Annotated in this window: 24 protein-coding genes and 2 pseudogenes; 9 read left to right on the top strand and 17 right to left on the bottom strand. The window is 37.8% G+C overall.

The annotated features are described in order from the left end of the window. Positions 1 to 728 precede the first annotated feature (728 nt). On the top strand, positions 729 to 1,061 hold the full coding sequence (locus tag JFU24_RS02495) for a YmaF family protein (RefSeq protein WP_201224476.1): 333 nt from the start codon (positions 729 to 731) through the stop codon (positions 1,059 to 1,061). 785 nt (positions 1,062 to 1,846) lie between these two features. Here JFU24_RS02495 and JFU24_RS02490 read toward each other — a convergent pair. The 3 genes from JFU24_RS02490 to JFU24_RS02480 all read right to left on the bottom strand — a co-directional run bounded on the left by JFU24_RS02490 (position 1,847) and on the right by JFU24_RS02480 (position 2,867). Further along, complete coding sequence (locus JFU24_RS02490; protein ID WP_201249440.1) at positions 1,847 to 1,996, bottom strand: hypothetical protein; 150 nt, start codon at positions 1,994 to 1,996, stop codon at positions 1,847 to 1,849. A 333-nt stretch (positions 1,997 to 2,329) separates the two neighbouring features. Further along, positions 2,330 to 2,701, bottom strand: coding sequence for a hypothetical protein (locus tag JFU24_RS02485; RefSeq protein WP_201224475.1), 372 nt, complete (start codon positions 2,699 to 2,701; stop codon positions 2,330 to 2,332). A 10-nt stretch (positions 2,702 to 2,711) separates the two neighbouring features. Further along, complete coding sequence (locus JFU24_RS02480) at positions 2,712 to 2,867, bottom strand: hypothetical protein (RefSeq protein ID WP_201184737.1); 156 nt, start codon at positions 2,865 to 2,867, stop codon at positions 2,712 to 2,714. Between the two features lie 146 nt (positions 2,868 to 3,013). Here JFU24_RS02480 and JFU24_RS02475 point away from each other — a divergent pair, with 146 nt between their 5' ends. After that, positions 3,014 to 3,343: a hypothetical protein gene (locus tag JFU24_RS02475; protein WP_201249439.1), complete on the top strand. Its 330-nt coding sequence runs from the start codon at positions 3,014 to 3,016 to the stop codon at positions 3,341 to 3,343. Positions 3,344 to 3,356: 13 nt separating this feature from the next. On the opposite strand, the gene JFU24_RS02470 is transcribed toward JFU24_RS02475, so the two are convergent. Beyond that, a protein-coding gene (locus tag JFU24_RS02470) for an IS3 family transposase (RefSeq protein ID WP_201182105.1) occupies positions 3,357 to 4,705 on the bottom strand; the annotation gives its coding sequence in 2 pieces (ribosomal slippage) (positions 3,357 to 4,261 and positions 4,261 to 4,705; 1,350 coding nt in all). A gap of 26 nt (positions 4,706 to 4,731) precedes the next feature. Here JFU24_RS02470 and JFU24_RS30645 point away from each other — a divergent pair. Beyond that, positions 4,732 to 5,844 carry a DUF4910 domain-containing protein gene (locus JFU24_RS30645; RefSeq protein WP_274608122.1) on the top strand — a complete coding sequence of 371 codons (1,113 nt, stop codon included), beginning with the start codon at positions 4,732 to 4,734 and terminating at the stop codon, positions 5,842 to 5,844. A gap of 151 nt (positions 5,845 to 5,995) precedes the next feature. On the opposite strand, the pseudogene JFU24_RS02460 reads toward JFU24_RS30645, so the two are convergent. The 4 genes and pseudogenes from JFU24_RS02460 to JFU24_RS02445 all read right to left on the bottom strand — a co-directional run. Next, positions 5,996 to 6,170, bottom strand: a pseudogene (locus tag JFU24_RS02460) (ferritin family protein); the annotation flags it as partial. Between the two features lie 143 nt (positions 6,171 to 6,313). After that, positions 6,314 to 7,906 carry a phosphodiester glycosidase family protein gene (locus JFU24_RS02455; RefSeq protein WP_201249437.1) on the bottom strand — a complete coding sequence of 531 codons (1,593 nt, stop codon included), beginning with the start codon at positions 7,904 to 7,906 and terminating at the stop codon, positions 6,314 to 6,316. 382 nt (positions 7,907 to 8,288) lie between these two features. Continuing rightward, the gene (locus tag JFU24_RS02450) at positions 8,289 to 8,432 is read right to left on the bottom strand and encodes a hypothetical protein (RefSeq protein WP_201184743.1); all 144 of its coding nucleotides are present in this window, start codon (positions 8,430 to 8,432) and stop codon (positions 8,289 to 8,291) included. Between the two features lie 55 nt (positions 8,433 to 8,487). Further along, entirely contained in the window at positions 8,488 to 8,712 is a 225-nt protein-coding gene (locus JFU24_RS02445; RefSeq protein WP_201184745.1) for a hypothetical protein, read from the bottom strand. Between the two features lie 177 nt (positions 8,713 to 8,889). Between JFU24_RS02445 and JFU24_RS29965 the strand changes: the two genes are divergently transcribed. Further along, positions 8,890 to 9,036 (top strand): hypothetical protein, encoded by a 147-nt coding sequence (locus JFU24_RS29965; protein ID WP_242485253.1) that lies wholly within the window; start codon positions 8,890 to 8,892, stop codon positions 9,034 to 9,036. A 508-nt stretch (positions 9,037 to 9,544) separates the two neighbouring features. Continuing rightward, positions 9,545 to 9,814: pseudogene (locus JFU24_RS02435) on the top strand (transposase); the annotation flags it as partial. Positions 9,815 to 9,969: 155 nt separating this feature from the next. Here JFU24_RS02435 and JFU24_RS30640 read toward each other — a convergent pair. Then, positions 9,970 to 10,095 (bottom strand): hypothetical protein, encoded by a 126-nt coding sequence (locus tag JFU24_RS30640; protein ID WP_274606967.1) that lies wholly within the window; start codon positions 10,093 to 10,095, stop codon positions 9,970 to 9,972. 164 nt (positions 10,096 to 10,259) lie between these two features. After that, positions 10,260 to 11,138, bottom strand: coding sequence for a LysR family transcriptional regulator (locus tag JFU24_RS02430; RefSeq protein ID WP_201184747.1), 879 nt, complete (start codon positions 11,136 to 11,138; stop codon positions 10,260 to 10,262). Positions 11,139 to 11,396: 258 nt separating this feature from the next. On the opposite strand from JFU24_RS02430, the gene JFU24_RS02425 reads away from it, so the two are divergent. Then, positions 11,397 to 12,026, top strand: coding sequence for a chromate transporter (locus tag JFU24_RS02425; RefSeq protein WP_242485252.1), 630 nt, complete (start codon positions 11,397 to 11,399; stop codon positions 12,024 to 12,026). Positions 12,027 to 12,110: 84 nt separating this feature from the next. After that, on the top strand, positions 12,111 to 12,656 hold the full coding sequence (locus tag JFU24_RS02420; protein WP_207196092.1) for a chromate transporter: 546 nt from the start codon (positions 12,111 to 12,113) through the stop codon (positions 12,654 to 12,656). 1,228 nt (positions 12,657 to 13,884) lie between these two features. Here the strand turns inward: JFU24_RS02420 and JFU24_RS29960 are convergent. From JFU24_RS29960 to JFU24_RS02395, 5 genes are all read right to left on the bottom strand, one after another. Then, a complete protein-coding gene (locus JFU24_RS29960; protein ID WP_242485250.1) occupies positions 13,885 to 13,998 on the bottom strand; it encodes a DUF202 domain-containing protein in 114 nt (37 codons plus the stop codon). Between the two features lie 115 nt (positions 13,999 to 14,113). Next, positions 14,114 to 15,298, bottom strand: coding sequence for a serine hydrolase domain-containing protein (locus JFU24_RS02410; RefSeq protein ID WP_201224463.1), 1,185 nt, complete (start codon positions 15,296 to 15,298; stop codon positions 14,114 to 14,116). A 22-nt stretch (positions 15,299 to 15,320) separates the two neighbouring features. Further along, the gene (locus JFU24_RS02405) at positions 15,321 to 16,556 is read right to left on the bottom strand and encodes an MFS transporter (protein WP_201249436.1); all 1,236 of its coding nucleotides are present in this window, start codon (positions 16,554 to 16,556) and stop codon (positions 15,321 to 15,323) included. Between the two features lie 186 nt (positions 16,557 to 16,742). Then, positions 16,743 to 18,320: a class I adenylate-forming enzyme family protein gene (locus tag JFU24_RS02400; RefSeq protein ID WP_201224462.1), complete on the bottom strand. Its 1,578-nt coding sequence runs from the start codon at positions 18,318 to 18,320 to the stop codon at positions 16,743 to 16,745. Positions 18,321 to 18,429: 109 nt separating this feature from the next. Next, positions 18,430 to 19,605: an acyl-CoA dehydrogenase family protein gene (locus JFU24_RS02395; RefSeq protein ID WP_201224461.1), complete on the bottom strand. Its 1,176-nt coding sequence runs from the start codon at positions 19,603 to 19,605 to the stop codon at positions 18,430 to 18,432. 167 nt (positions 19,606 to 19,772) lie between these two features. Here JFU24_RS02395 and JFU24_RS02390 point away from each other — a divergent pair, with 167 nt between their 5' ends. Continuing rightward, positions 19,773 to 20,681 carry a LysR substrate-binding domain-containing protein gene (locus JFU24_RS02390; protein ID WP_201249435.1) on the top strand — a complete coding sequence of 303 codons (909 nt, stop codon included), beginning with the start codon at positions 19,773 to 19,775 and terminating at the stop codon, positions 20,679 to 20,681. Between the two features lie 545 nt (positions 20,682 to 21,226). Beyond that, positions 21,227 to 22,288 (top strand): two-component system sensor histidine kinase NtrB, encoded by a 1,062-nt coding sequence (locus tag JFU24_RS02385; protein ID WP_201225172.1) that lies wholly within the window; start codon positions 21,227 to 21,229, stop codon positions 22,286 to 22,288. A gap of 919 nt (positions 22,289 to 23,207) precedes the next feature. Here the strand turns inward: JFU24_RS02385 and tnpB are convergent. Next, a complete protein-coding gene (tnpB, locus tag JFU24_RS02380) occupies positions 23,208 to 24,413 on the bottom strand; it encodes an IS200/IS605 family element RNA-guided endonuclease TnpB (RefSeq protein ID WP_201249434.1) in 1,206 nt (401 codons plus the stop codon). A gap of 174 nt (positions 24,414 to 24,587) precedes the next feature. Then, positions 24,588 to 26,306, bottom strand: coding sequence for an assimilatory sulfite reductase (NADPH) hemoprotein subunit (cysI, locus tag JFU24_RS02375; RefSeq protein WP_201184761.1), 1,719 nt, complete (start codon positions 26,304 to 26,306; stop codon positions 24,588 to 24,590). Positions 26,307 to 26,314 lie beyond the last annotated feature (8 nt).

The raw sequence follows: 26,314 nt of genomic DNA, 5'->3' as shown, positions 1-26,314 counted from the left end.
TTTTTCATTTATCATTCCACAAGCTTAGCTTAAACAATTCTTGAAGGGCTACATTATCCGGACTACAAAAAAACCTTTACCATTTCGGTAAAGGTTTACTAATAGAAAATAGACCTTTACCACTAGGTAAGGTCTGGCTAACAACAAAATGTTGCCAACAAAGCCGAGAGCGAAGAACTCCGTATTGACGACATTGTTGTAAAAGCTACTCCCCTTAGGAGAATATATTCAAGTATATTATTTATCATACGGTAAGATTAGAAAGTTTGTCAAACCTTTTTAGTTTTATGGAATTCCGGGAATAACCCCCGGAAATCACTTAGCTTACCAATGTTTACTAAAATAGGAGTATTCTTTTTAGATAAGCATGGTGTGATTAGTGGTACGTTTTCAGCGTCAAAGAAAGGTAAAAGAAATTAAAAGCAGAAAGTCATCGGGAGCTAATGGAAAGTAGGTATTCTTTATCAAATCTTATGGTTTTAAACATATTTCCCTTGAATTTAGGGGCATGTCAAGTACCAATCGGAAATACAATAAAACAAGGCAGCAGTATAAGATTTTAATCCAAACAGGCCAAATTTGTAGCATCTTGTCAACCATGTATTACTTGAACCAATGCGTTTACATGATTTAGGTATTGGAAGATGGATTTAATGAAAAAAATGGGTGAACGGTTATAAAAATAGCGACCAATATTCTTTGGAAAAGTGATAGTTAGAAGTGTTAGGATGGTTGGAAAGGATGATTTTGTTCAGGGATTTGTGCCAAACCATAATCATGGGTCCGTTGACTATACATCTGTTAGTGATGGCCATGTTCATCTGTGTTTAGATGTAACTTCACCTCCAGTTATGATTAAGGATGATAACCATGTGCATTACACTGAGGGTTATGTTGTCTTTGAAGATGGTCATACTCATTATTACCAGGCATATTCGGGTCCTGCTATTCCTGTAGGAAATGGAATGCATGTTCATAATTATGATTTTTATACGACTGAAGCAAACGGACATCGCCATCAGGTAAAGGGTGTTGACCAGCCAGCGCCTGGAAATAAGTAAAGTCATTCAAGCTGTCCCAATAATTATACTTTTTTATGAAGATTACCTGTATAATAACGTGCAAAAGCAGTTAGAATATGCGAGTCTTACTGCTTTTATTTTTATTTATTTATATGTTTTATTTCCTACGACTACCTATTAAGTCTATTCCGAATATTGTTAAATAACCAAGAATTCACGTGAAGTCTTTCATATCATTTATTGTATTCTAAAATAGAGGAAGAATAATGTTGGACGCATAATTACAATAACCAGGTCTTTCAAATCATCCAAGAAGGCCAATAATTCCTACATCAATAGATGTGAATACTCATATGGATATCTTTATAATTTGGCATACATATGGGTATTGAGGAAGTTAGTTAATATAAAAATTAACGATTGTAACTTGATGAACCTGACTAAAAGAAAACTTTAGGGTAGCGTTTTTTCTTATAAAATATTGGTTGTAGTCTAACTCATACATAAATAACACACCCATAGGTTTAGGAAGCCAAAGTCAAACTGAAACACAATTTACAATCTTTTTAAATGCTATTCAAACGGATAGTCGGGGATCAAGCTCTATTGAATAAATTTGAGAGCCGCATAAATAGCCCTTAAATGTTTATTTCCAAGGCTTTTCCCATTACTCCATATATATAAACTAGTTACAGATATGATTTACTCAAGGTATATCAAAAAAGAGAACTGATATTGATATATCAGTTCCCTAGTAAATATTCTTCTACATTTGTGAGGGATATGAGAGGAAATTTATACTGGAAACCAAAAAAGATCAGGCCCTATTGAACCTTCCCCTTATACTTGCTTCCATCATTATGCTCTTGGTTATTCTTTTCTGACATTTGTCTTTGATATGCTTTCGTCTCCGCATTCACATGGTTTGCATCATTTGGTTCGTTCTTTTTAGAACGTCCTGCACCATTACTCATATTTATTCACCTCCTGCAACAGCTTATCATACGTTTGTAGCTTACTCTTGTCCCCCAATTTTATACGCACGTCTGAATAGTACGAGTAACTGTTTTTTAAGGATACTGAACATGAAATTTCTAAAGAATCTATAGAAACGATGCAAATTCCCTCATTTGCACTTTAAATAGAGAAACAATCATAAAAAAACTTGCTTCTAAAGAAGAGCTGAGCATTTACCTCGACTCTATTCTAAAATAATGTTACCGCTATCTATTTTGAAACATTTATTAAGTAATGTGATTTCAGTAGATTAGAAGTAAGTTCCACTACATCCGCCTTTGATTTAATTTTTACCTTTTTGGTAATAAAGTATTTCGCATCAAATGTTTTATCACTGACAAAGTCCCTAATATCTCCTGCTTGTCCGCAATAAAGTAGCGTGCATCAAACATTTTATCACTAACAAAATCCTTCGTATCTATCGCTTTGTCGACAATAAAGTTTTTGGTGTCACTCGCTTTATCCGTAACATAATATGCTGCATCCTCTACTAAGTCCTTCACATCACTTGCCTTATCAGCAATAATATATTTTGTATCGAGTACCTTATCCTTGACAAAGTCTTTCGCATCTTCCGCCTTGTCAACAACAAAATATTTTACATCATCTAATTTATAGCTTACTGAATCTTTCATATCGCGAAGTTTATTAAAAAATCCCATCGTCTCTCCCCTAACCGAAATGTAACGTTACAGATTTATCACGCATTATTGTCTTTAATCCGACGCGGTCTTCATAAGGAAGAGCAAGTTGCATTTCTTTAATGGCGCGCATTACAACTGCATTTTTCTCGGCTGTTGTTGCCGCTTTAGTAAGACTAGACGACATGTTGTGGACTATCATATGCTGTCATACTTCTTTATTTTTTGTTATAATATGTATTTTTTTAAAAACATTACAAAAGTCTCATTGATAGCGCTTACATACTAGCCATATACTAAACTAGTATTCTATTTTTGGGGAGGCGAAGGAGTTTGAAAAAAGGAACGAAGATTTTAGGAGCTTCTTTATTGGCAGGGAGTTTACTGTTTTCATCACATTCTGTTATGGCAATCCAGGGTGAAAACCCGTCCGAGCATGCATTTGACAATAAAGTGATCAAACGAATCGATGTTGAAAAAATCTACCAGAATCTTTCACATTTAGCTGTAAATATTGGACCACGGGTAGCCGGAACACAAAGTGAACAAACGACTGTAGATTACATAACTGGTAAATTTAAGGAGTATGGACTTAACGAAGTAGAGGTCCAGCCTTTTCATTTTATTAAGGACTATAAACATGAAGTGAACCCAAAAAGTTAGACACTTTATTTAATTAGGCAGCCTTGAGGGCATGAACCCGGAATTCTACCGGGCTCATGCCTTTTAATTTTACCTTGATTCGTTGATGATTGTAGTAATGGATATATTCTTCTAATTCTTGTTTGAAATGCTCCATGCTTTCAAATTCTTGAAGATAAAGTAACTCTGATTTTAATAGGCCAAAGAAGTTTTCTATGACCGCATTATCGAGACAATTTCCTTTACGGGACATGCTTTGTGTAATGTTATGTCTTTTCAAATCATGCGAATATTGTTTCATCTGGTAATGCCAGCCCTGATCTGAATGAAGAATGGGTGAATCTTTCGATTCCAAGCGGTCAAAGGCTTTCTCCAGCATTTTGGAAACGAGGGGATAAACAGGCCGAGATTCGACATTATAGGCGATGATTTCTCCATTAAACAGATCAAGAATGGCCGATAAGTATAGTTTCTCCCCAGCTAGATGGAATTCTGTGACGTCTGTCACCCATTTTTCATTTGAGTTTGTTGCCTTGAAATCACGTGCTAGAATGTTGGGTGCAATCTTGCCGATTTTCCCTTTGTACGAACGGTATTTCTTCATGCGAACTAAAGACTTCAATCCTAGTTCATTCATCAATCGGAGAACTGTTTTATGATTGATGCGAGCACCTCTGTTACGTAATTCTAGGGTGATACGCCGATACCCATAGCGCCCTTTATGCGTATGGAAAATCTCTTCGATAAGGGATTTCATTTCTGTGTATTTATCCTCACGCCCGAAGGCGTTTACCCAATAATAGTATGTACTCCGTGCCATGTTAGAAATGGATAGAAGCAGATTTAAATCAAATTGTTTCCTTAGTTCATGGACTACTTTCGCTTTGTCTTTCTTTGTAGGGCTTCCTTTTCTTGAACTAAGGCATTCAACTTTTTTAGATAGGCATTCTCTGCACGTAAGTATTCTAATTCGGCAAGAAGTGCTTCTTGAGAGCCTTTAGCTGGTGATGTTTTTTTGGTTTCTTTTTTCATGGATAGACGCCCCTTTTTCTTTGGTTTAAGGGCGTCTATACCTCCTTCCTTCAACTGATTTGACCATTTCAAAAGTGTAGAATCGGAAGGAAGATTATAGTGTACAGCGGTCTCGCTGATCGATGCCCCATATTCGTTCATATAATTAAGTACCTCTAGTTTAAAGGGCAGAGTGTAATTTGTATAGGATGAAGCAATTCCTTCCATCCCATGTTCTAGATAGCGAGCGACCCATCTCTTCAGAGGGGATAAACCTACATTTCTTTCTTGTGCGATGGATTTATAGGATTTTTTCCCTTCCAAGTACTCTAAAACTGCATGTAATTTTTCGTCTATCGTATATTTAGTCAAAAAAACTGCACCCCAATTGTTAGATGTTGTCTAACAATTGGGGTGCAGTTCAACACCCAAGCTCTGTTTCCTTAAAAGTAAATGGGTGTAATTATGAAACGGCCGCCTTCCGCTTTTCCAATAACACACCTTCCGGCGGAGTGTCAGCAGAGCTTGTGTACGCAGGTTTAGGAACGACGGCAGAGGTAGCTCATGCTTCGGTAGAAGGAAAAATCGCCTTAATTAAAAGAGGCACGATCCCATTTACAGAAAAAATGGATAATGCAAAAAAAGCCGGAGCGATCGGAGTCGTGTTCATTAATACAGATAATTCCACGCCGCTTTTTAGCTTGCCGGCAAATGAGAGTAATCTACCTGTACTATTTATGAAAAAGAGCGATGGTGATGAGTTAATTTCTTCTCTGCAAGGCAATAACCTGACAGCAAATATGTCTGTTGAAGGAGCAGAGTTTGTAAAAGCCACTTCTCACAATGTGATTGCCACGAAAAAACCGATGAAAAATAAGGATACGAATCAAATTATTATAGTTGGCGCGCATCATGACTCTGTTTCTGTTTCATCAGGAGCCAGTGATAATGCATCAGGTACATCCATTGTGCTGGAACTGGCAAGAGTCCTGGAAAATGCACCTTCTGATACAGAAATCAGGTTTATTACCTTTGGCGCAGAGGAGAACGGATTATTAGGCTCCAAGCATTATGCACAAAGCCTTACGAAAGATGAGATTAACAGAACGGTAGCGATGTTTAATATGGATATGGTGGGCAGCAAAAATGCCGGCGAATTTGCCATGTTTACGTACGATGGAAAACCAAATACAGTCACGACATTAGGAAATTCAGCAGGAACAAGGCTTTATGATGCCATTCCTTATAATCAAATTGGAAGAAGTGACCACCAGCCATTCACAGAAGTGGGTATTCCTGCCGCGGTGTTTACGTATGCTCCATTGGAGCCGGAATACCATACGGCAAAGGATACAATTGAGCTGATCAGTAAGGAAAAATTGTTAAAGACGGCTCAAGTGCTCGGTGCAGCAGTCTATCAAGCAGCCCGTCCGGACACACCGGCACTGGAAAGGTCCAATGTAGCACCTGTACCGGTTGAGGCAGAATATGATGAGGATTTACATTTATAATTCTTTTTTCTAATTTACTAGAACCACAGGATAGAATAGTTTCCTAATAAAAAAGACAAGAGACATCCATATTAAACGATGTCTCTTGTCCTTCTATTTAGCTCGCTTTTTTAATTTACTGGACCCTATCGTCAATCTCAAATCGCTTTAGCTATTTCGCATTAACAAGATAATATAAAAACCAAACGGCATGATTTTGTTCATCTGCTGCCGCTCTGCGAAAGGCCTCTTTAATACTTGGGTTCGTTACTTCATCTGCAATTCCCAAATAAAAAATCAACTGTTTCCTGTTCATCTTTTAAAAAGAATTCCAATCCGTCGATATACTATTCTCGACACTCTTCACTGACGACCTGTTAAATCGGAATAAATCTATAGCTGCTTTTATCTAAGCGACAAATCCCTTCAATCAAGTGAAGAATTGTAATATTTAGCGATAACACAAAATGATATAAGGTTTCCTCATCCTTTATTTAGGTAAAATAACAATCGCATCCCCAATCGGACGTTCACCGGCCGCATCGGATGTACGATTCACCAATTTGGAGCCTACTGTCATAGTCGTAGAACCTCCGCCATCCAAGTTTACTGCATCAACCGCCCCGAGAGCTTTCATGAGACGGGCACTCTCTTTAAAATTTGCTCCCACACTATAAAATGGCTGACGTCCATCAACCGTAACCAAGAGAATTTTCCCTTTTTCAGTGACCCCTGCAAGAGTTCGGGGATTTCTACGCTCTCCAAATTTATAGTAGAATTCTGGATTTTCGCTCCAATTGAACCCCTCTTTTACCGCATTAATCTTCTCTTTACCGTCATGCAGCAATTGCGGCCCACCATTGACAATACTAATTTTCGGTGCCGCCTTAAGTGGTTGTTTATCAGCAAAAATCCTGGTATTCACTTTCAGTTTTGCACCTAGCTTCGCATGGGCCAAAAGCCAATTAGCGGCATCGCCTGTACCTGCTAGGATGGAGCCTTTAAGCGGAATGAAGTCGCCTCTGCTTTTGCGTACTTCTGTAACTTCACCCTTTGAATTTAAATTAACTTCCACTCCATCCCCAGGCTCAGTTTTAGCACCAAAGGAGGATGTAAATTGAATAAGTTCCCCAGAATCCGTACAAGTGAAATCATGCTTTGCAAAGTTTAAATTATCACCAATGCCTCCACATCCACGGATCAGGCCAGGTTTACGGTTAAGGCCATCCAATTCTCTCTTTGCAGCATCAGATGCCGTAACTGAAAGTTTAGTTTCTACTGAAGCTATCTGTGCCCTATTTCCAGATAAAACCAGGCTTGTCCTGCCATTTACCGCTTCGCTAATGAGCTCGCCACCAATCATGGACGCACCAGCAAGATCCCCTTCTGTACCATCACTCGGTCCCATTACAAAATATCCACCGTTTACAGTCGCTATCGCACCAGTACGGGCTGAAATGCTAGTTAATTTTTCCTTCCCGGGTACTATCTCAGTTCCCAGTTCAGATAAAACTTTTCCTTTAAACTTCTTTGGATCGATTTCTAAAATATTCACAACCCAAGGGCCCGTAGATTTCCCTCCATCTTCAGCCGAAAAAACAACGCGTGAATTACCATATCCTTTTCCTTTTAATTCATCTCTTAATTTGTTGGCATCTCTCTCCGCTTTAAATGATCCAACACGTACAAGGTATCCAAGCGGACCTTGTTCATGATCGTCGGCAGGCCGTTCTGAAATTTTCTTAACTTTGGACTCGTAACCTTTTGAATCCAGTTGAATTTTCACCTTATTAGCTTCTTCCTTGGTTTTGTAAAATCCCACATCAATGATAAAGACATCTTTTTCCGAACTGGCCCCACGGATGATATGCGTATAGGTTAAGCCCTGCGTAATCTTTGTTTGATCCCGGGTTTCCGCAAGATTAGAATTCCCTAGAGGAAGAGCTTGTTCCTTCACAGACGCGGCTTGTACAACACTTGATGGAAAGTCTAACGTTAAAATCGAACCAGCTGTTAATGCCATTGCTGAAAATAATCCTTTACTGACAAGCCTTTGAAAAATTTTCATTGAATTTTTCTTCATTTTTCGACCCCTCCCCCTAATAGAACACCTTGTGTTCCGTCGGTTTCATTATCCTAATCTAATGTGTAGAACCTGCTACAGACCAATGAACTTATTGTAAAGAAATGGTATGAAATGATTAAATTTTTCAAGGTTTCAGGATGTATTAGTAGTTACCAAATTGATTTAACCGAGTTTTTTTAGGTCGGTACTTTATTTTAGTGAATTTCAATGCATCCCTTGCACAAGGACTACAATGTTTTTTTGTGACTACGTGATACTTTGCAAGCCCATTCCTTCTATAAATACAACAGGTTTTTTGAAACTTTAGAAATTGGAGAAGAATTACTGGGATTAGAATTGAGGAAAAAATTTGCTGATCTATCAGTAAGCTCCTGTTTTATTAAAGATGAGTTTCTAGAAAGTTCTCGAATTTCCGATCATTTCTGCAATTTTCGCAAAGATGAAGCATTCTAGTAGGTACCGATTCATCTTTGTTTACGTTTTCCAATTCTTCTTCTAGACCACAGAGTTCACAGATTCTCATTTTTAACCCTCCTTATCATGAAAAAATAAAAGTATTTGCTTACCAAGATTGAAAATTAATGATTTGATGTCTCGATAGTGAAGCCCGTATCTTTAATAGCTTGAAGAAAATCCTCATAAGAAGCTGCATCTTCAATAAAACTTAATGTTGCCAGCTGTTTTTGCAGACTCAACCCTCCCAAAAAACCAAGGATAAGCATACTGTGAAGGGGCAATGTGACTTTTCGAGTATCTGCCTCTACCGTTAAATGTGCAATCCGTGGCTGACTATGAAATCCCATGATATCCCTCCTTGTTCCTTTTAGATTTACCTTATTTGAAATTAATATTATTCATTATCGAGATTTTACAGTTGAGATAGAAAAAAGGGTGCATATGAACATCTAAATTGGTTACCCTTTTAGGGAATTAGTTAAGTTTCTATATATTCATATACGAACAGGGAAGGAGGCTTACAAATGGAAAAGGATACTTTGTTTCATCGAGTACAAACTATGATTATTTCTTCTACCAAAAAGCCGAAATACATCTCCATTTCCACAGTTAAAATCGCAGATCTTTTTCATGTAAATACAGAGGAGGTTGAAAGAACCCTACAGAATTAGTAAACGAAGGACGGCTACAAAAAAGACCCTACCCGAACCGCCTCATTATGAAATTTATGTACTGCCCAGAATAAGAATTTTTTCCATTCCTTGGTCAACTCGTTCACACAATGTGGTTCTTTAAGAATTAGCCAAGCTAAATTATCTTAATTTTGAAATTTAAGCTAAATAAACCATCTTTTTGAGCCTATAAATAAAAGGCTGATCTAGTAAGATCAGCCCCAGACTGTAGACAAACTCGATAAATAATTGAGTTTGTCTACAGTTTTTTTGAGGATTTGTAAAAATTTGAACGTTGATTTCTACTTCAGGCACTCGCTTTCCACGGGCGGTCCGGGAGCCTCCTCGGCGCCATTTGCGCCTGTAGTGTCTCCCTTGGACTCGCTTTTTCCGCAGGAGTCTCGCACCTTTCTTCCAATCAACTTTGTTTTAACATTTAGATAGTACCCCTTTTTCCAACAGTCTTTTTTGTTTTAAAATAGAAGTATAAAAACTTGAGGTGATAAGGATGCTTTCTAAACTTGTTTCTATTCAGCGAGATCAACTTGAAATGATTACTTTAGATCAACTGGTGTCAGCGAACCATTTCGTTCGTAAAATTGAGGCCGCCATTGACTTCTCTTTCATTTATGACTTGGTGAAAGATATGTATTCAGAGGTAGGGCGCCCAAGAAATGATCCAGTTATTTTAGTTAAACTGACATTCATTCAATGTACCTTTGGTATTCGCTCGATGCGTAAGACCATTAAAGAGATAGAAACAAACATGGCCTATCGTTAGTTCTTAGGATACGGCTTTCATGATAAAGTACCTCACTTCTCTACCTTTTTGAAAAAACTTTAGAGCATACTCATGTAAATTCCTCTAACCAGCTCCAGTTTTTCACCCTTGGTTATGTATTGTATTATTAGAAAACCATATTTTTAGGTACTTTACCTGAATTGACCTGGCACTTCAGTTTCAATGATTTTCACATCGTATATTCCTGCTTCCGGTCTTCTAAGTGACATACGACAGGCAATTTCATCTTCCAGCATATCAATTAAAAATTCATGCATCTTTTTTGTACTAATGGCCCAACATTCGTCTGTTCACGTCGTCTTTCAACCCAGCCAATAATTAAAAAATTGGCATATCCCAAATAGTCTAAATAAAAGGATAGAAAATCTCTTTAAAGTGAATAAGAAGTGAAGTAATGATAAATCAAGGTATGCTTCATTCTCTATTGAAGAAAATTCACAAAATTAGATACCCCTATTTTATTAAAACGCTTGTTTTTTCTGACTAGCCATAGATTTCTTGTTATATCTATTCTGGAAATACCCACTTCCCGCAAAAAACCTTGATCCAATTCCCTGGCCACTGTTAACCTTGGCAGAATACTGATTCCAAGTCCAGATTCAACCGCACTTTTTATCGCTTGTGTACTCCCAATCTCCATGTAGCTTTCTATTTTTTCTAAAACCCCGTGCTCTCTTAACATGTTTTCTACGATAAGTCGTGTCCCTGAAATGGATTCACGCCAGATCATCCTTTCATTTCCCAATTCCTCTACCTGGATTTCTTTTCTGTCTTTCCATGGGTGGTCTGATGGACAAACCAATATCAATTCGTCATCGGCGAACTTCTCCACAATAAAATCGGTATTTTCTACAAGTCCTTCCACCAAGGCTAAATCAATAACATCGTTTGATAAATCCTCTAGAACTCGGGGGGTATTTTTTATCGTTAATGTTACTTTTACTTCAGGCTGTTGTTTTTTAAATTTCCCAAGCAAACTCGGCAACAAATACTCTCCGATAGTCAAGGATGCACCTACTATGAGGTTTGTATTGTAAGCGCCCGTTGATTGCTGAATCACTTCCTTTGAATGGTTGAAGTCATTCACAATGGCTTTTGCAAAAGGGTATAACAACTTTCCTGCTTCTGTCACTCTCAGCCTCCCTTCCTCACGGTCGAATAACAAAGTGCTATAATAATTTTCCAATTGGTGAATCTGTCTTGTTACCGCGGGTTGTGATAAGAAACTTAACCTCGCTGCCTGGCTTATACTTCCTTCATCCACTACTAAACAAAACATTCTTAGATTTTCTAGTTTCAAAAGAAACCAACCTCCATGTCTTTAAATAGTTTAATAAAATGATAGCATCATATAGGTAAATGGTGAAATGGAAAAGCAGCGCTATATTCCCTGAACAGGTGAGCCTATTCAATTATTGGTGAAATTCTATATAAAACGGATAAATCTTCTAGGTATAACGTTTTGTTATACCCAATGATTTAGTTGCAATTTACCCATTCCTTTTTCTTTGATATGTTAATTATAAGATTTATATAAAGTAGCAAAGGGGAGTGACTGATGACAATGACTGGACAATGGAAAACACTGTTCCAATTATTTTGGACCTTTTTTAAAATAGCACCTGTCACATTCGGAGGCGGGTTCGCGATGATCCCTTTAATCGAAAAAGAAGTAGTGGAGAAGAGAAAATGGCTGAAAAGCGAAGAAGTTACAGATGTTTTTGCGTTATCTCAGTCCGTACCGGGAGCTGTCGCTATTAACTCCGCCACCTTTATCGGCCATCGAATTGCCGGAATGAAGGGCGCAATGGCAGCCATGATTGGTGTATCATTTCCTACCTTTATAATTGTTCTACTCCTCGGCATTTTGTATTTTTTCATTCAGGACAATCCAAAGATAGAATCCGCATTTATATCGATTAGAGCTTCCATAGTAGCCATCATCGCCTATGCGGCTATCAAGATAGGAAAAACAGCTATTGTTGACAAATCAACATTCGGTATATTTATAGTAGGGATTCCAGTCCTTTTCTTCATTCACCCGGTTTTAGCTATATTATCAGGAGCAATAGCAGGGATTGTGACTATCTCTGTTAAGAGGAAATTAGGTTACAAAATCAACATGGACCGAAAAGAAAAGAAAGTAGAAGAAAATGATTTCGAATATTTCATGGGTGCAGGCATATAGGTCCATCGAAGTTGGACGATATTTTCCTGAAATGTTATCGGTATAAACTGTTAAACTAATTTTCAAGAAAGCGTGGGATATAGAATGATAGAATTATGGGAGTTGTTTAGCACCTTCTTTATTATCGGCTTTGTATCATTCGGAGGGGGATACGCCATGATTCCCGTAATAGAATCTGAAGTCTCACAGCATGGATGGATGACGACGCAACAATTTACCGATGTAATCGCTATTGCCGGCATGTCCCCAGGTCCTATCACCATCAATAGTGCCATTCTCGTTGGCTATTCGACTGCTGGATTAGCAGGATCCATATCATCCGCTCTCGGAATCTTGCTTCCTGCTATTATACTCGTAATCGTTATAGCCACCTTCTTCAATAAATTGAATCATTATCAAGTTGTTCAATCGATGTTTTATGGATTAAGACCCATTGTCACTAGTTTAATCCTCTTTGCAGCAATCAGTTTTGCCATTTCCAATCATATGATTGCTCTAAACTTTTCGTGGCATTCGATAAGCTTATTACTCGTCTTTGGGTTATCGTTATTCTCCCTGTTGAAATTACGCTGGCATCCAGCCTATGTCATTATTCTTTCTGGTTTAGTTGGTGTTGTCCTCTATTCATAACTACTCATTCTATTTCTATAAGACTTGTACCAAAATCTAACCTTTGTAAATTCGCATTTTCCTGACGCAACTCGGATCCAATCAGGAAAATGCTTTATCTGTACTATAAGAATCAGGTATATTAAAAGTAATCTAAGAAGAAAAATTGAGTACAAAGTTACTTTGAATACTTGATATATTAACTCTGTAAACAATCTATTCAACCTATTAAATGTAGTGATGTCTTGACAATAAGAGGGCAATGAATAACCGTACCATTCTATTCATCGTTCCGATATAGAACAAAAGCTTTTTCTACTTCTTGATCACGTCTTAAAGCGTGTTAGTTTCCTACAAGGCAAAAGGGAGAAATAATAAAATAAAAGCACCCGAACGAGGCTGTTGACAAATAGACCAGATACTTTTTTAAAAATGCTGCCCATTGGTTATTTATTAAATGTTCAGTTTGAATGTGACCTTGAACAGGAAGTGATTTTAAATATTGTTAATCGTTGGTTTCTGGGACTAGATCTATCTGAATCGCATACCTGACCACTCGACTTTTGCAACTGTCTTTTCATAAAACCCCTCTTTCTTTAAAAGATAATATAATAGAAAATAAACTCAGGGTAAATCTGTCCGTTCGCATGACCGCCCATTAGACGACCAAGGTAAAAAGAGGTAAAATATATTCTACCCCCAGATTTATACAAAATTCAGTTTTTATTTTGGTTATTTTTAAACATCGTATTTACAAAGCTTATATTATAAATACCTATCCCCAGAAGATCCCTCAAATAATGGACTTAATAATGTTTTGTCTATAATATCCCTTATATTTAACGAATTGCTTATTTTATTTGAAGTTCTATAATTTATTTAGTGGGGGATTTTTACATATAATTCTTTACCACTTTATTTCTTATCACTTTTATTTATGCAAAATTTAATTTCGTTAAGACACGTTTTTTTAAAAATAACCCATTTTGTTATTAACCTATATAAATAACAAGAAAGATACATAAAAATAATGAAGATTAAGATGGAATACAGGGAAGGTATAAAGAAAATACAACGATTAGAAGGATTAAATATACCATCCTGGATTTCTTTCCTTTTCCTGAATATTGAAGAGTAGCCAGTACTCCTATTATAAAACCAACGATACGGGCAAAGATGCCGAGGAATATCGCTACGTTATTAATATTATGATTCGAGTTAATTTTAATCGTAAAATGCAAAGACCTGGTCAAAACCCTACTCCGACAATAGATACACTAGTCCGTATCCAAGCTAAATACGTTCTTTCATTCGCTAAATGCTGCTGTGCAAATTTTACACTATCGCCTGCCCCTTCTTCCATTTATTTAATGCTTCCATAAAAGGTTACCCTTCCGCTTTCCTTTTCTTGATAGTCTCGTATTCTGTGAAGTAGCTTTTTTAGTGCTTTTAAAACAACAAATACTCCCGGCTTGATGTTATTGCTTTACTAAATAATCTAGTATCGCTTGAAATGCGTCTATTCCCACTGAATTAGGAGAATGATAGGAAGATAATTTAACAATCACTGTATCGGCTTTTGGGGCAATGTGTATTTGCTGATCAAACTTCCCTCGAGCTGAATACCCCCCGTATCGATCATGGCTAATCCACCATTTATTATAATAAGAAAATCCTAAAAGATAATGATGGCTACTTTCCGCAAGATATTTTTGATTCCCACCTTTTTGAATATCCCTAATCATATGTTCCGGAATGATTTGTTGGCCATTGTAGTAACCATTATTTCGCATCATTTCGCCAAATCTTGCCAAATCACGCAATGTAGCCCGCATACCGCCACTGGCTATATCCGTACCGATTTGATCCAAGTGCATCAAGGCGTTTTCTTCTACCCCCAATTTAGACCAGATGAATTCTTGTATTAATTCTGCTAAGTTTTTTCCTGTCAAACGTTTGACAATCCATCCCAATGTTTCTGTTTGTCCGTTCTCATACTTAAATACAGTACCAGGTAGTTTATCTTTTTTACTCGATATCATAAATTCGTATAGGTTTTCCGGCCCATTATAGTTATCTGGTTTTGGCATTGAACCGGATGCAATGAAAATCGGTGTCCCCCGGCCTATCCCCATTGGCGTGTCAGCTTCCATATATTTCACAGGAACTTGCATATCTAGCAATTGCTGAATAGTTCCCTCACCAAGTCCTGTTCCTTCTAACTCTGGAACGTAGAAGGAAGCTTTTTTATTTAAATCCAATACTCCTTCATCAGAAAGCAAACTAACAATCAAGCCGACAAATGATTTTGTCGCGGAGTTCAATGCATGCGGCTGATATGATTTATATCCATTAAAATAGTTCTCGTATAAAACTTCTCCTTTATGCATCACTAAAAAAGCATCTGTGTTCGTTCGCTCAAGATACGATAAAACACTTTCAGCATTGGTAACGTTTATCTTTGCTAAATCTAATGAATCTTTAGCATATGATAATGGGGTGGGACTATGGTTTCCTCTCCAGATAATACGGTTGGAACTTAGTTCCCCGCTATGACAATACCCTTGCAAATTTTTTTGAGTAGTAAACCAATTATCCTTCGTCACGATATCCTCTGAATTTGGCGGAAAAACTTTCATATCATTCTTTGTAATGGACTGCATGACAAATCCCTCCTCCTATTCATTAAAAAGAATGCTCTATAAGCACGTCTTCTTTTGTTTCTTTGACTTTATTTTTAATCGTTATTGATGCAATGGCCCCTGCCAATGCAGCAGTGATTAAAAACCAGGAAGCAGCATTGTATGAACCCTTGAAAAGAGTAAGAACAAATCCAATTACAACAGGAGAAATCCCTCCGGCAATTTGCCCGCCAAAACTGACAAGCCCTGTCACAGATCCAGTTAACTCCTTTGGTGAGTATTTAATGACCATCGTGTAAAGGGATGTTCCGATAAACGCGATGGAAATCGCATTAAAGGTCATATAAACAATCCCAAGGGTAACGGACGTTGCATTAAACATCATATAAAGAAAGACACCAGAAGATATGGATCCTGCTACAGCCAGATATTTTTCTCTTCCGCTCATATATTTATCTAAAATCCAGCCGTTTACATTAAACATAAGAAAAGAAGCAAGATATGGAATGGACATCAAGGCACTTACTGACAACAGATCTAAACCTTTATTTACCAAATAAGATGGCATCCAGGAAATCATACCCCAATTCACGATATTGGAAAAAAACTTAGTAAAGAAGAGCTTCCAAAAATTATTTGTTTTAAATACCTTTTTATAAGAAACCTTCTTTTGATTCTGCTTTTCGTAATTGATTTGTGCATCTGCCGGAGATTTTAGATAGACCCAAAATGCCCATGCGACTAAAACACCTATAATCCCAATACTGACAAACATCGATCTCCATCCAAGGGAAACCACCAAAACCCCTATCGTAACGGAACCTATCGCACCACCGAACGTTTGTGCAGATAGAAAGAATGAACTTGCTCTCCCTCTTTCATTTTCGGGAAAGTTATCGGAAATCGATCGTATACTTGCAGGAAAAACACTGCCTTCCCCGATACCAAACAGGAAACGAAACAAAAGTAGTGATGCAAATGACCAAGCAAAACTCGTAAAAGTAGTAAAAAGCGAAAAAGCTAAGATGGAAAGGACTAACACTTTTCGTGACCCGTACTTATCTGTAAGCCATCCTCCTAATAGGTGCATGAAGGCGTAGCTGAAAAAGAAAATACTTAATACAAAACCTGATTCTAAAGAGTTAAGCTGTAGTTCTTTCTGAATTGGAATGATGGCTACGTTAATCGACGCTTTATCAATGTAACTTAATGTCATTCCGATAAATAGTAAAATGATAATAATGGTTTTACGCTTTTTATTTGTCGCATACGCTTGCATTCCATTCGCCCCCTTTCGCAGTATGAATCAACACTGTTAGCCGTAATCAATACTATACTTAACCAATTTCAAAAACATGAAATGGAAGGGCTTTCATTTTTTTGTAAAATATCTTATTTAAAAAAATATTGATAGAAGTCTTGGCAAGGGACATATTTTGTATGTCCTTTGCCTGTTGATGTCTTACTAATTTACCAGACGTTCTGTCCCTTCCCAGAAAGGTTTTTTCAGCTCTTTCTTGTCTATCTTCCCTACCATTGTTAGAGGTAATGACGTCTCAAAATAGATTTCTTTTGGAAGCATATAGACAGAAGTTCGTTCTTTACAGAACTCCATTAACTCTTCCTTAGAGCAGGTTTCACCCTCACGAAGCACCGCAAATATACAGACCGCTTCTCCCCAATCATTATGTGGTATGCCAATGCATGCGCTCATCGCAACTGCAGGGTGCTGATTGATAAGCCTCTCCACTTCAGCGGGATATACATTGAAACCGCCAGAAATGATCATATCCTTTTTCCGTTCGATAATATGAAGAAAACCATGCTTATCCAGTTTCCCGATATCTCCCGTATAAAACCAACCATCACGATATGCCGCTTCGGTAAGATCGGGTCTTTTGTAATAACCGACAGAGACAGAAGGGGTTTTGACAGCAATTTCCCCTGGATGAAGTGGTTCTACATCATATCCATTATCGTCAATCAAGCGAATTTGGGTTAGCATACACGGTTTTCCGCAGCTCTTTAACACGTCTGGTTTGTGCTCGTACGCCCAGAGATGATCACTTTTTGTGAGTCTGGCAATTAAAATACTGCATTCTGTCATTCCATACTGCTGCCTTAGAATAGGTCCAAAAATCGTAAATGCTTCTTTTAGACGTTCTGTAGAGATGGGGGATGAACCATAATTCATGTTACGCAATGAGCTCACGTTGTAAGTTTTTTTCTTTGCCTCATCAATCAAGCGGTAAATAATGGTTGGAACAACAAAAGTACTTGTAATCTGCGCTTCTTGTACGGTCTGCAAAAACACTTCTGGATGAAACGCCTTCATGATATAGACATGGCAGCCGGATACTAATGACCGCTGCAGCAGTACACCTGCAGCATGAATAAGCGGCGTACAAAGCAGTACCTTGTCCTGATCATCGTACGGATATTCCATGCATGAAGCCATGAGTGAGGCTCCAAAGCCTTGTTGAGAATGCATCACCCCTTTTGGTGTGCCTGTTGTACCACCGGTGTACGATATGGTTGCTAAATCATCCAATGAGGCAACAGGGAATGTCAAGCTGCCTTTTTTATCATCCATATCAACAGAATAGAATTCTTCTGGGTATTCAACACCAAAGCCTGTAAGACCAATAACCGTTACACTGTTTTTATCTGCCTCTTTTTGATAGTCAAGTACAGACTCTACATGTTTCTGGGTTGCCATAATAACCATTTGGGGCTCGGCATCTCTCAAGATAAACTCGATTTCTCTAACGCCCAGCTTATCATTTAACGGGATGACTGTTGCCCCGCATCTACTTACAGCAAGATTATATACAACATTTTCAATACTATTTGGGATCAGTATCGCAACATGGGTTCCGATTTGTACGCCATGCCGAATTAACTGGTTCGCTGCCGTCTCCACCTTATCCAGTAATTCCCTGTAAGTGATGGTTTCATTTGTATCTACACAAGTAAGTGCCGGTTGGTAATCAAATTTGTTCATACTATTGAACAGAAAAGCCTGATAGGTTAAAGTATCCATGAAAAATTCCTCTCCCTAGTAAAATACGAAAGTTAGTGTAAAATATGGTTCTTTTCAATTTGAAACTCCGAATTTTTCCAAATGTATAGTTGACACAATAATCCTTTTTTTATTTCTTCAGCAGTTCTTTGGAAATCATGTTTTTCTGAATTTCAGATGTACCAGTCAGAATTCTAAACATCCGTACGTCCCTGTACATTTTCTCGACAGGGTGTCCTTTCATTAACCCTTGCCCGCCAAAGATTTGAACAGCCTTGTCGGCAACTCGATTAGCAACCTCAGAGGAATACAGTTTAACCATGGATGAAGCTCCTCTCACCTCTTCACCATGATCAATCTTCTCGATGACATCGTAGAGCATGCAACGTGCGGCGTATATTTCAGTCGCCATCTCCGCTAGCATATGTTGAATCGCTTGAAAATCTCCAATTGGTCTACCGAACTGTACCCGCTGTTTGGCATGATCGATAGATAAGTCTAATAGCCGTTGTGCAACGCCAAGGTAGGTAGCCCCCCAAGAAGCCCGATTTTCATTTATTCTGCTGAGCCCCAGCATCAACCCTTTGCCCGGTTGACCGAGAATATTAGTAGATGGGACTCGGCATTGATTAAAGATTAGCTCGGCCGTGCTCCGTTCACCGGAAATTGGAACTTGAATGTTTCCTAATTCAAAACCCGACCTTCCCTCTGTTTGTTTCTCTACAATAAAGGCAGTAACTCTTTCACCATCTGCCTCCACAATCTCTTTCGCCATCACAATGGCCCAATCTGCATAAGGCGCAGCGCTAATAAAATGCTTTTTACCATGTAAAATGTAGTCATCACCTTCGCGTACTGCAGTCGTTTGAATGGCATGGGCATCTGATCCCGCCCCGGGTTCTGACAATGCAAAACAACATCCCGCTTCTGCATTAATTACCGGCATTACATACCTTGTTATTTGATCCGGAGTAAAAATTTTTAACATCTGGCCAATGCGCAAAGGACCGCCTATTTCACCTAATACATGCCCCCATAAAGCAGCCCCTGATTTTGCTAGTTCCTCCTTTAAACCACATAGCCCTTTCAAGCTAAGTGATTGCCCTCCTGCCTCCTTAGGAAGGCTGATGCCATAAAACCCGAGCTCCTTCGCTCGCTTTCTTACCCATTTGATCTGTTCCATCGGAATCTCTTTTTCTGAGTCAATTTCGTGTTCTCTTTCAAACGGTAACAACTCATTGTGAATGAAATGAAGCAGCCTATCCCTTAAATGTTCTATATTCTCGATTTGTACTGTTTCCTGCATACTTTCCTCCTTTCTAATCCCTGCTTTTAAAAGTGATTTCAATTATTCTCATGGTTATTTGAATAGTTTTAATATTCATAATTTTATTTTATATATGGTTGATATTAAAGTAAAATAGCTATATATCATATATACTTGAACCAAATTCATATAAAGGAGGGAATGTTGTGCATCTAGAACAATTAAAATATATTGTTGAAGTAGCTAAAACACGTTCTATTTCCATTGCTGCACAAAATCTTCATGTTTCACAATCTACCATTAGTAAGGCGATTACCAATTTAGAACAAGAATTAAGCATACATTTGTTTACACGTTCGCGGTTAGGCGCCCAGCCGACAACAGAGGGTAAAAACATCATTAAAAAAGCCTATGAAATTGTTGTGAAGATTGAAGAAATACAAGAAGAAGCGCAAGAGCAAACATCCTTAATAAACGGAGAATTAAATATATCGGCCAGCCCCAGCTTATTCATGCCGATTTTACTCAAAGCGTTAGCAAACTTTAAAAAGGACTATCCTAACTTCCGTATTGTCATGACCGAAAAAAAGTCACTAAATATTATTGAAGATGTTTCCCAAGGGAAGATTGACATTGGATTAGCCATGCTTGATGAAATAGATTGGAATGCACATGAAGAGCTGGTTTTCGAATCCTTATTAGAAGGGAAAATCATGGTGTGTGTCAGCAAACATTCTCCTTTAGCATTCAGTGATCATATAACTCCTGAGGAGCTAATTAATGAAACAGTAGTGATGTATGATGGGGTAATATGGAAAGATTCCATCTCTATATTTATGAATAGATACGGACCGATGAATATTTTATTTGCTTCTAACAATACCGAAGTCATCAAAAAAGCGGTTTCAGAAGGGTTAGCGATAAGCTTTTTGATGGATATAGCACTAAAAGATGACCATTATGTTAAAAGTGGAGAAATTATCCCAATATCATTAATAAACTTTGAATCCAACCACCGATTCTTCGGATGGGTACGGTCAAAGAAAAAACATTTTTCTTTAGCAGCCAGAGAGTTTTTAAAATACCTCAAATTACATATCTCCAAATTAGAATGAGGTTTACCATTACTCGGCAATCCTATCTAGAAATTGAATGAAAGTTTCAAGAAAAATACACTGCTAAGGACTATTGATGATTACTATTATCATACATTCAAATAAAATACCCTTCTTCAACTATCAGAACAGTTTAGTGCAATAAAACAAATCTTTTAAATCTTATTTTGATGCAAATAATCTTAACTATTATTAGGAGATAAAATGTTCAAATATATATTTTCACCTGAAATTCATGCCCTAATTCATAAACTACTTATGCTTTAGGGTCGTACATTTAAATTTCTTAACCCTTTCCTAACCTCTTCGCACCCCTTTTCATAAGGCTGTGCTTTTTTTGTATACTCTTTTTTATAGAAATTCAATATATTTTATCTAAACTTCTCCACATATTAATGATGTTGAGGAATGATGATCTGTTCTTGAACGAACGTGTAAAAAATAGTTAAACAAATAATTAAAAAGAGCTAAAGTTAAAATTTTTATTCCAGTTAAGCATGTTTCCTGATAAACTAATGGCAATGATTAAATACGGAGTGATTTACTTGGAATTACAAATTGACTCAACAGACATTGACTTCCATCAATTGATCTCGTATTCCCTCAATTCAATTATGATTGTTGGACAGGCAGGAAAAATTCTTTACTGTAATAGAGCTTGTTTGGAATTGCTAAAGTTAGCTTCTCCTGAGGACATATTGTATAAAAACTTGTACGTTTTTCTCCCGCCAGATAACCATGCTAGTTGTAATGACCGATTAAAAAGGGTGCTGGAAAAACAAGAGATATTAGAACTGGCGGAACAAAAAATGATTTGTAGTAATGGAGAGGTTATTGATATTGAAGTAACAGCTGCCCCTTTTTATTTGAAAGAGATGATCTTGACTCAAGTCATTATTCGAGACATTACAGATCGTAAAAAAGCAGAAATTCTTTTGAAAGACAGAGAAAAATTAGCATCAATAGGTCAAATAGCTGCTGGGATTGTTCATGAAGTTAAAAATCCTCTTACTTCAGTAAAGGGATTTTTACAGCTATTAAAAGAATCCCATCCTCATCCTTATATCAATACGATGGAAGCAGAATTAGAAAAAGCATTAGAGACTCTGCAAAATCTATTACACGTTTCTAAACCTGATTTAAACGAGGAGCCTTTTGTTCCCATTGATTTATGTAAGGAGTTAACTGCTCTTTTGTTTTTATTCCAAGAAAAACTTTATAACGTGGAAATAGAATGGGATTTAAGGGATTCAGAGAGAAAAGTAGTTGGAAAGAGAAATTTATTTCTAAAAGCCTTTTTTAATCTGGTGAAGAATGCAATTGAGGCAATTGAGGCAATTGAGGGGATTCAGGGTAAGGGAAAAATTAGAATTGAACATTATTATAAAAGTGGAAGGATTCATATAAAACTTAGTGATACAGGAGTAGGAATATCTAAAGATAAGTTAAAGATGCTAGGAACACCGTTCTTTTCCACCAAAAGCGAAGGAACAGGTTTAGGCCTAACTCAAGTATTTACAACGATACATAAACATGGAGGAGATATCTCAGTTAAAAGTGTAGTTGGAAAAGGAACTACCTTTCATGTTCAGCTTCCTGTTAAATAAAAAATGTCTTCTAAATCGCTAATGGCGTTTGTCAGTGAAAGAAAGATCCCAAAGATAATCACCTTGATATGGCGTTTATCTTAGTATGAGATTGTAAATGATCGTACATTCAAAGGCTGTCAATTGGCGGCCCTCTTATTTTTTAAGCAATCACTAATAAGTAATCAATAAATACAGATTTACCAAACCCAGCAATCATTGAAAAAACTTTATTATCGAACGAATTATCATTTTTTCCGCCCCCTTTATTTCGCAGTATTTATCGACGGTGGAATAATAATGCCCTATAGATTCTAAAATAATTAAGGGCATCTGTCCTGGTACCTCCTCTTGTTCTAAAAAGTCTATAAAATGACTTAATCGCGAGGCTTAAATAAAAAAAATACGATATTAAGATATTTAAGGTTAAAGGATTATTTATATATTCTATCGAGGTTAATGGTGCAATATTTTGTTTAAAATATTTTAATGGCTCCAATTATCACGTCCTACGCTTCTTAAATAGATGTCCTAGTACCTTCTCTTATATTTCTAAAACCGTGATTTTTTCCGTTCCTTACTTGTTACTTTATAACAGTATATATTTCTTTTTAAAACACCCCTTCGTTTATTTCCTATTCCTGTTGAACTACTTCAAAACAGCATTCGAGATATAGTAGAGCATTGAATCGGTGATGAAAAAAAAGGGAGAGGTGAAGTCTATCCCGTTCCCTTCTGTACAGATGACAATCAATATGTCATTGTCACCCCTAATAATGGCATGATACACAGTTTTTTGTTCCTGTCTGTCTGAATAGTAGTTTTTAAAAAATACAGTCATTTCAAACAGGACCAATTGAACTACCCACCACTTATCGACCTTACGGTCTGATTGAAGTGGGGGATTCCTAAGAACATTAGCCTATCGGCCAATTTTTAATTAGGCTACTCCCGTAGTTCCTACGGTTAGAAGCCTTATGGCTTCATTCATTAGATTGAGTCCTGCGTTAATATCTCGATCGTGGTGAGTAGAACAAAAAGGACAATCCCATTCACGAAGATTCAGATGTTTAACGTCTTTATTTTGGTTACCGCAGCTAGAACACAATTGGCTAGAAGCAAACGTTTTAGATACGGTCACGATTTGTTTACCATACCATTTTGCTTTGTATTCCAACATTTTTTTGAATTGGTACCAAGATACTTCACTAATAGCTTTAGCTAGTTTGTGATTTTTCATCATATTCGACACTTGCAAGTCTTCCATTCCAATAACATCCTGGTTTTTGATGATTTCGGTAGAAACTTTATGAAAGTAATCCATTCGGGCATTTGAAATTTTTTCGTGTAGGATAGCCACTTTTTGTTTTTGTTTTTGATAGTTTTTAGCTTCAGCCAATGGTTTATTTTGATTCAAGGCTATTTCTTGTCGCCTTGAAAGAATCCGTTGTGCTTTGGCCAATTTCTTTTCGACCGTCCGGAAGAATTTTGGATTTTGATAGACCGTACCATCTGAAAGAATAGCAAAGTTCTTCAAACCAACATCTACACCGCACGAACGATTATTTTTAGGAAGTACTTGTACATTGGTTTCCGCTAAAACGGAAATGAAATATTTACCCGAAGGGTTCCGCCTGATTGTGGCATTGATGATTCGCCCTTCGACTTCGCGGCTTTTAGCAAAACGAACTAGACCGAGTTTTGGCAATTTGATTTTGTTTCCAATTATTCCGATATTTCCATTCGTATGTTTAGTCGTGTAGGACTGGATAGGATTCTTTTTCGATTTGAAGCGTGGTGACATATTTTGCTTTTTATAATATCGACTATAGGAATCTGCTAAATTTTCCACCGATTTCTGTAAGGCAATATTGTCTACTTCTTTCAGGAAAGAATACTCTTTCTTTAAAGCTGGAAGTTCTTTGATTGTTGCGTATATATCCAGAAAAGAACCTTTCCATTCATTAGAGCGTAATTGGCCGTTCTGCTTCATTTCTTCACAAATATACCAGTAGGCATCTTTCTCCTTTTGTTTGCCTAAAAAGAAGTTAAAGACAAAACGGGAGCAGCCGATCGTTTTATTGATTAGAACTAGTTGTTCTTTAGTTGGATAGATTCGAAATTTATAAGCTTTGTTTACGACCATTGGTTTCACCCCCTTATAGTTATTATTAACTACCGAACGTATGTTTGTCAAAGATTACTTTGGCTTATCCCAACCGCCATTCATCTCGCCCTTCACACGCTTGAAGAGGGAGTCTTCTGGCGGGAAATGATAAAAAAGAGACAGGAACGTATTCCTGTCTCTGATGCATCTTCATCAATCATGAAAATTTGTGCCGTCTGTCACTGCTTTGATGATGCCTGCGCGGACAGCGAAGTCACCGAAGTGCTCTTCTTCCTGCCGTTCTTTCGCGTAGCGGGAAAGAAGCACACGCAGCTCTCTCAAAATTTCTTCTTCACCGATGTTTTCACGATACATTTTGCTTAACCGGCTACCGTCAAAAGCTGCACCGAGATACATGTTGTATTTACCGGGAGCTTTGCCGATAAAGCCGATTTCTCCGAGTGCGTGGCGGGCACATCCGTTCGGGCAACCAGTCATGCGAATCGTAATTTCTTCATTCCTTAGACCATTTTCATCGACAATGGTCTCGATCTTATCCAATAAAACCGGCAAATAACGTTCTGCTTCCGCCATCGCTAACCCGCATGTTGGAAGGGAAACGCACGCCATTGAGCTGCGGCGGAGGGCTGTATAATGACCGCCATCCGTCAAACCGTATTGTACGATCAGGTCGCTGATTTTTTCCTTTTCCTGGCTTGATACATTGGCAATGATCAGGTTTTGATTTGCAGTCAGACGGAAATCACCGGTATGGATTTTGGCTATCTCGCGTATACCGGTCATCAACTTGTAATCATCAATATCCGCAATACGGCCTCCTTCTACAAACAAAGTAAAATGCCATTTTCCTTGAATGCCTTTTACCCAACCATAGCGGTCACCGTTATTGTCAAAATGATACTTCTTCGCCTCCTCCAACCTCCAGCCTAGACGGTTTTCCAGTTCAGCCTTGACCGTCTCTAACCCAAGTCGGTCAACTGTGTACTTAAATCTTGCATTTTTGCGGAGGGAACGGTTTCCGTAATCACGCTGTATCGTAATGACTTTTTCCGCTACATCAAGAATTTGGTCCGGCATACAGAAGCCAATTACTTTGGCAAGCTGCGGATAGGTTTCTTTGTCGCCGTGCGACATGCCCATGCCACCACCTATCGCCACATTAAAACCGACAAGCTTGTCATCTTCAACAATCGCAATGAATCCAAGATCCTGTGAAAAGACATCAATATCATTCGATGGCGGAACGGCGATACCAATTTTAAATTTACGCGGTAAATAAAGCTTTCCGTACATTGGTTCGACTTCTTCCATTTCTGCCGTGCCAACCACTTTTTCTTCATCCAGCCAAATTTCGTGATACGCTCTGGTGCGTGGCAATAAGTAATCACTCAATTTTGTTGACCAATCATATACTTCGGAGTGGATTTCCGATTGAAATGGATTCGAGTTGCACATGACGTTCCGGTTTACATCACCGCATGCCGCAATTGTATCCAACATAGACGCGTGGATTTCCTGAATCGTTTTTTTCATGTTCCATTTTAAAATGCCATGCATTTGAAACGTCTGGCGTGTTGTCAATTTTAAGGTATCATTGCCGTATTTTTGGGCCAGTTCGTCCATGACAAGCCATTGAGCAGGCAATGCCACGCCACCTGGCATACGGACACGCAGCATGAACTGATACGCAGGTTCAAGTTTTTGCTTTTGACGCTCATTGCGGAGATCCCGGTCATCCTGCAAATAGCTGCCGTGATGTTTCATTAATCGATTGTCATCATCTGGAATACCGGCGCTGATCCGATCCAGCATTACTTCTCCCAGTGTACCACGCAAATAATTGCTTTTATCTTTTATTTGTTCAACATCACTAGGCGGGCCTTCTGGTGCTTTTAATAGTTGGTTCACCATATTGATAT

The organism is Peribacillus sp. TH27 (assembly GCF_016650915.1).
Classification (GTDB): Bacteria; Bacillota; Bacilli; order Bacillales; family DSM-1321; genus Peribacillus; species Peribacillus butanolivorans.
This window is presented reverse-complemented; position numbering and strand designations above follow the sequence as displayed.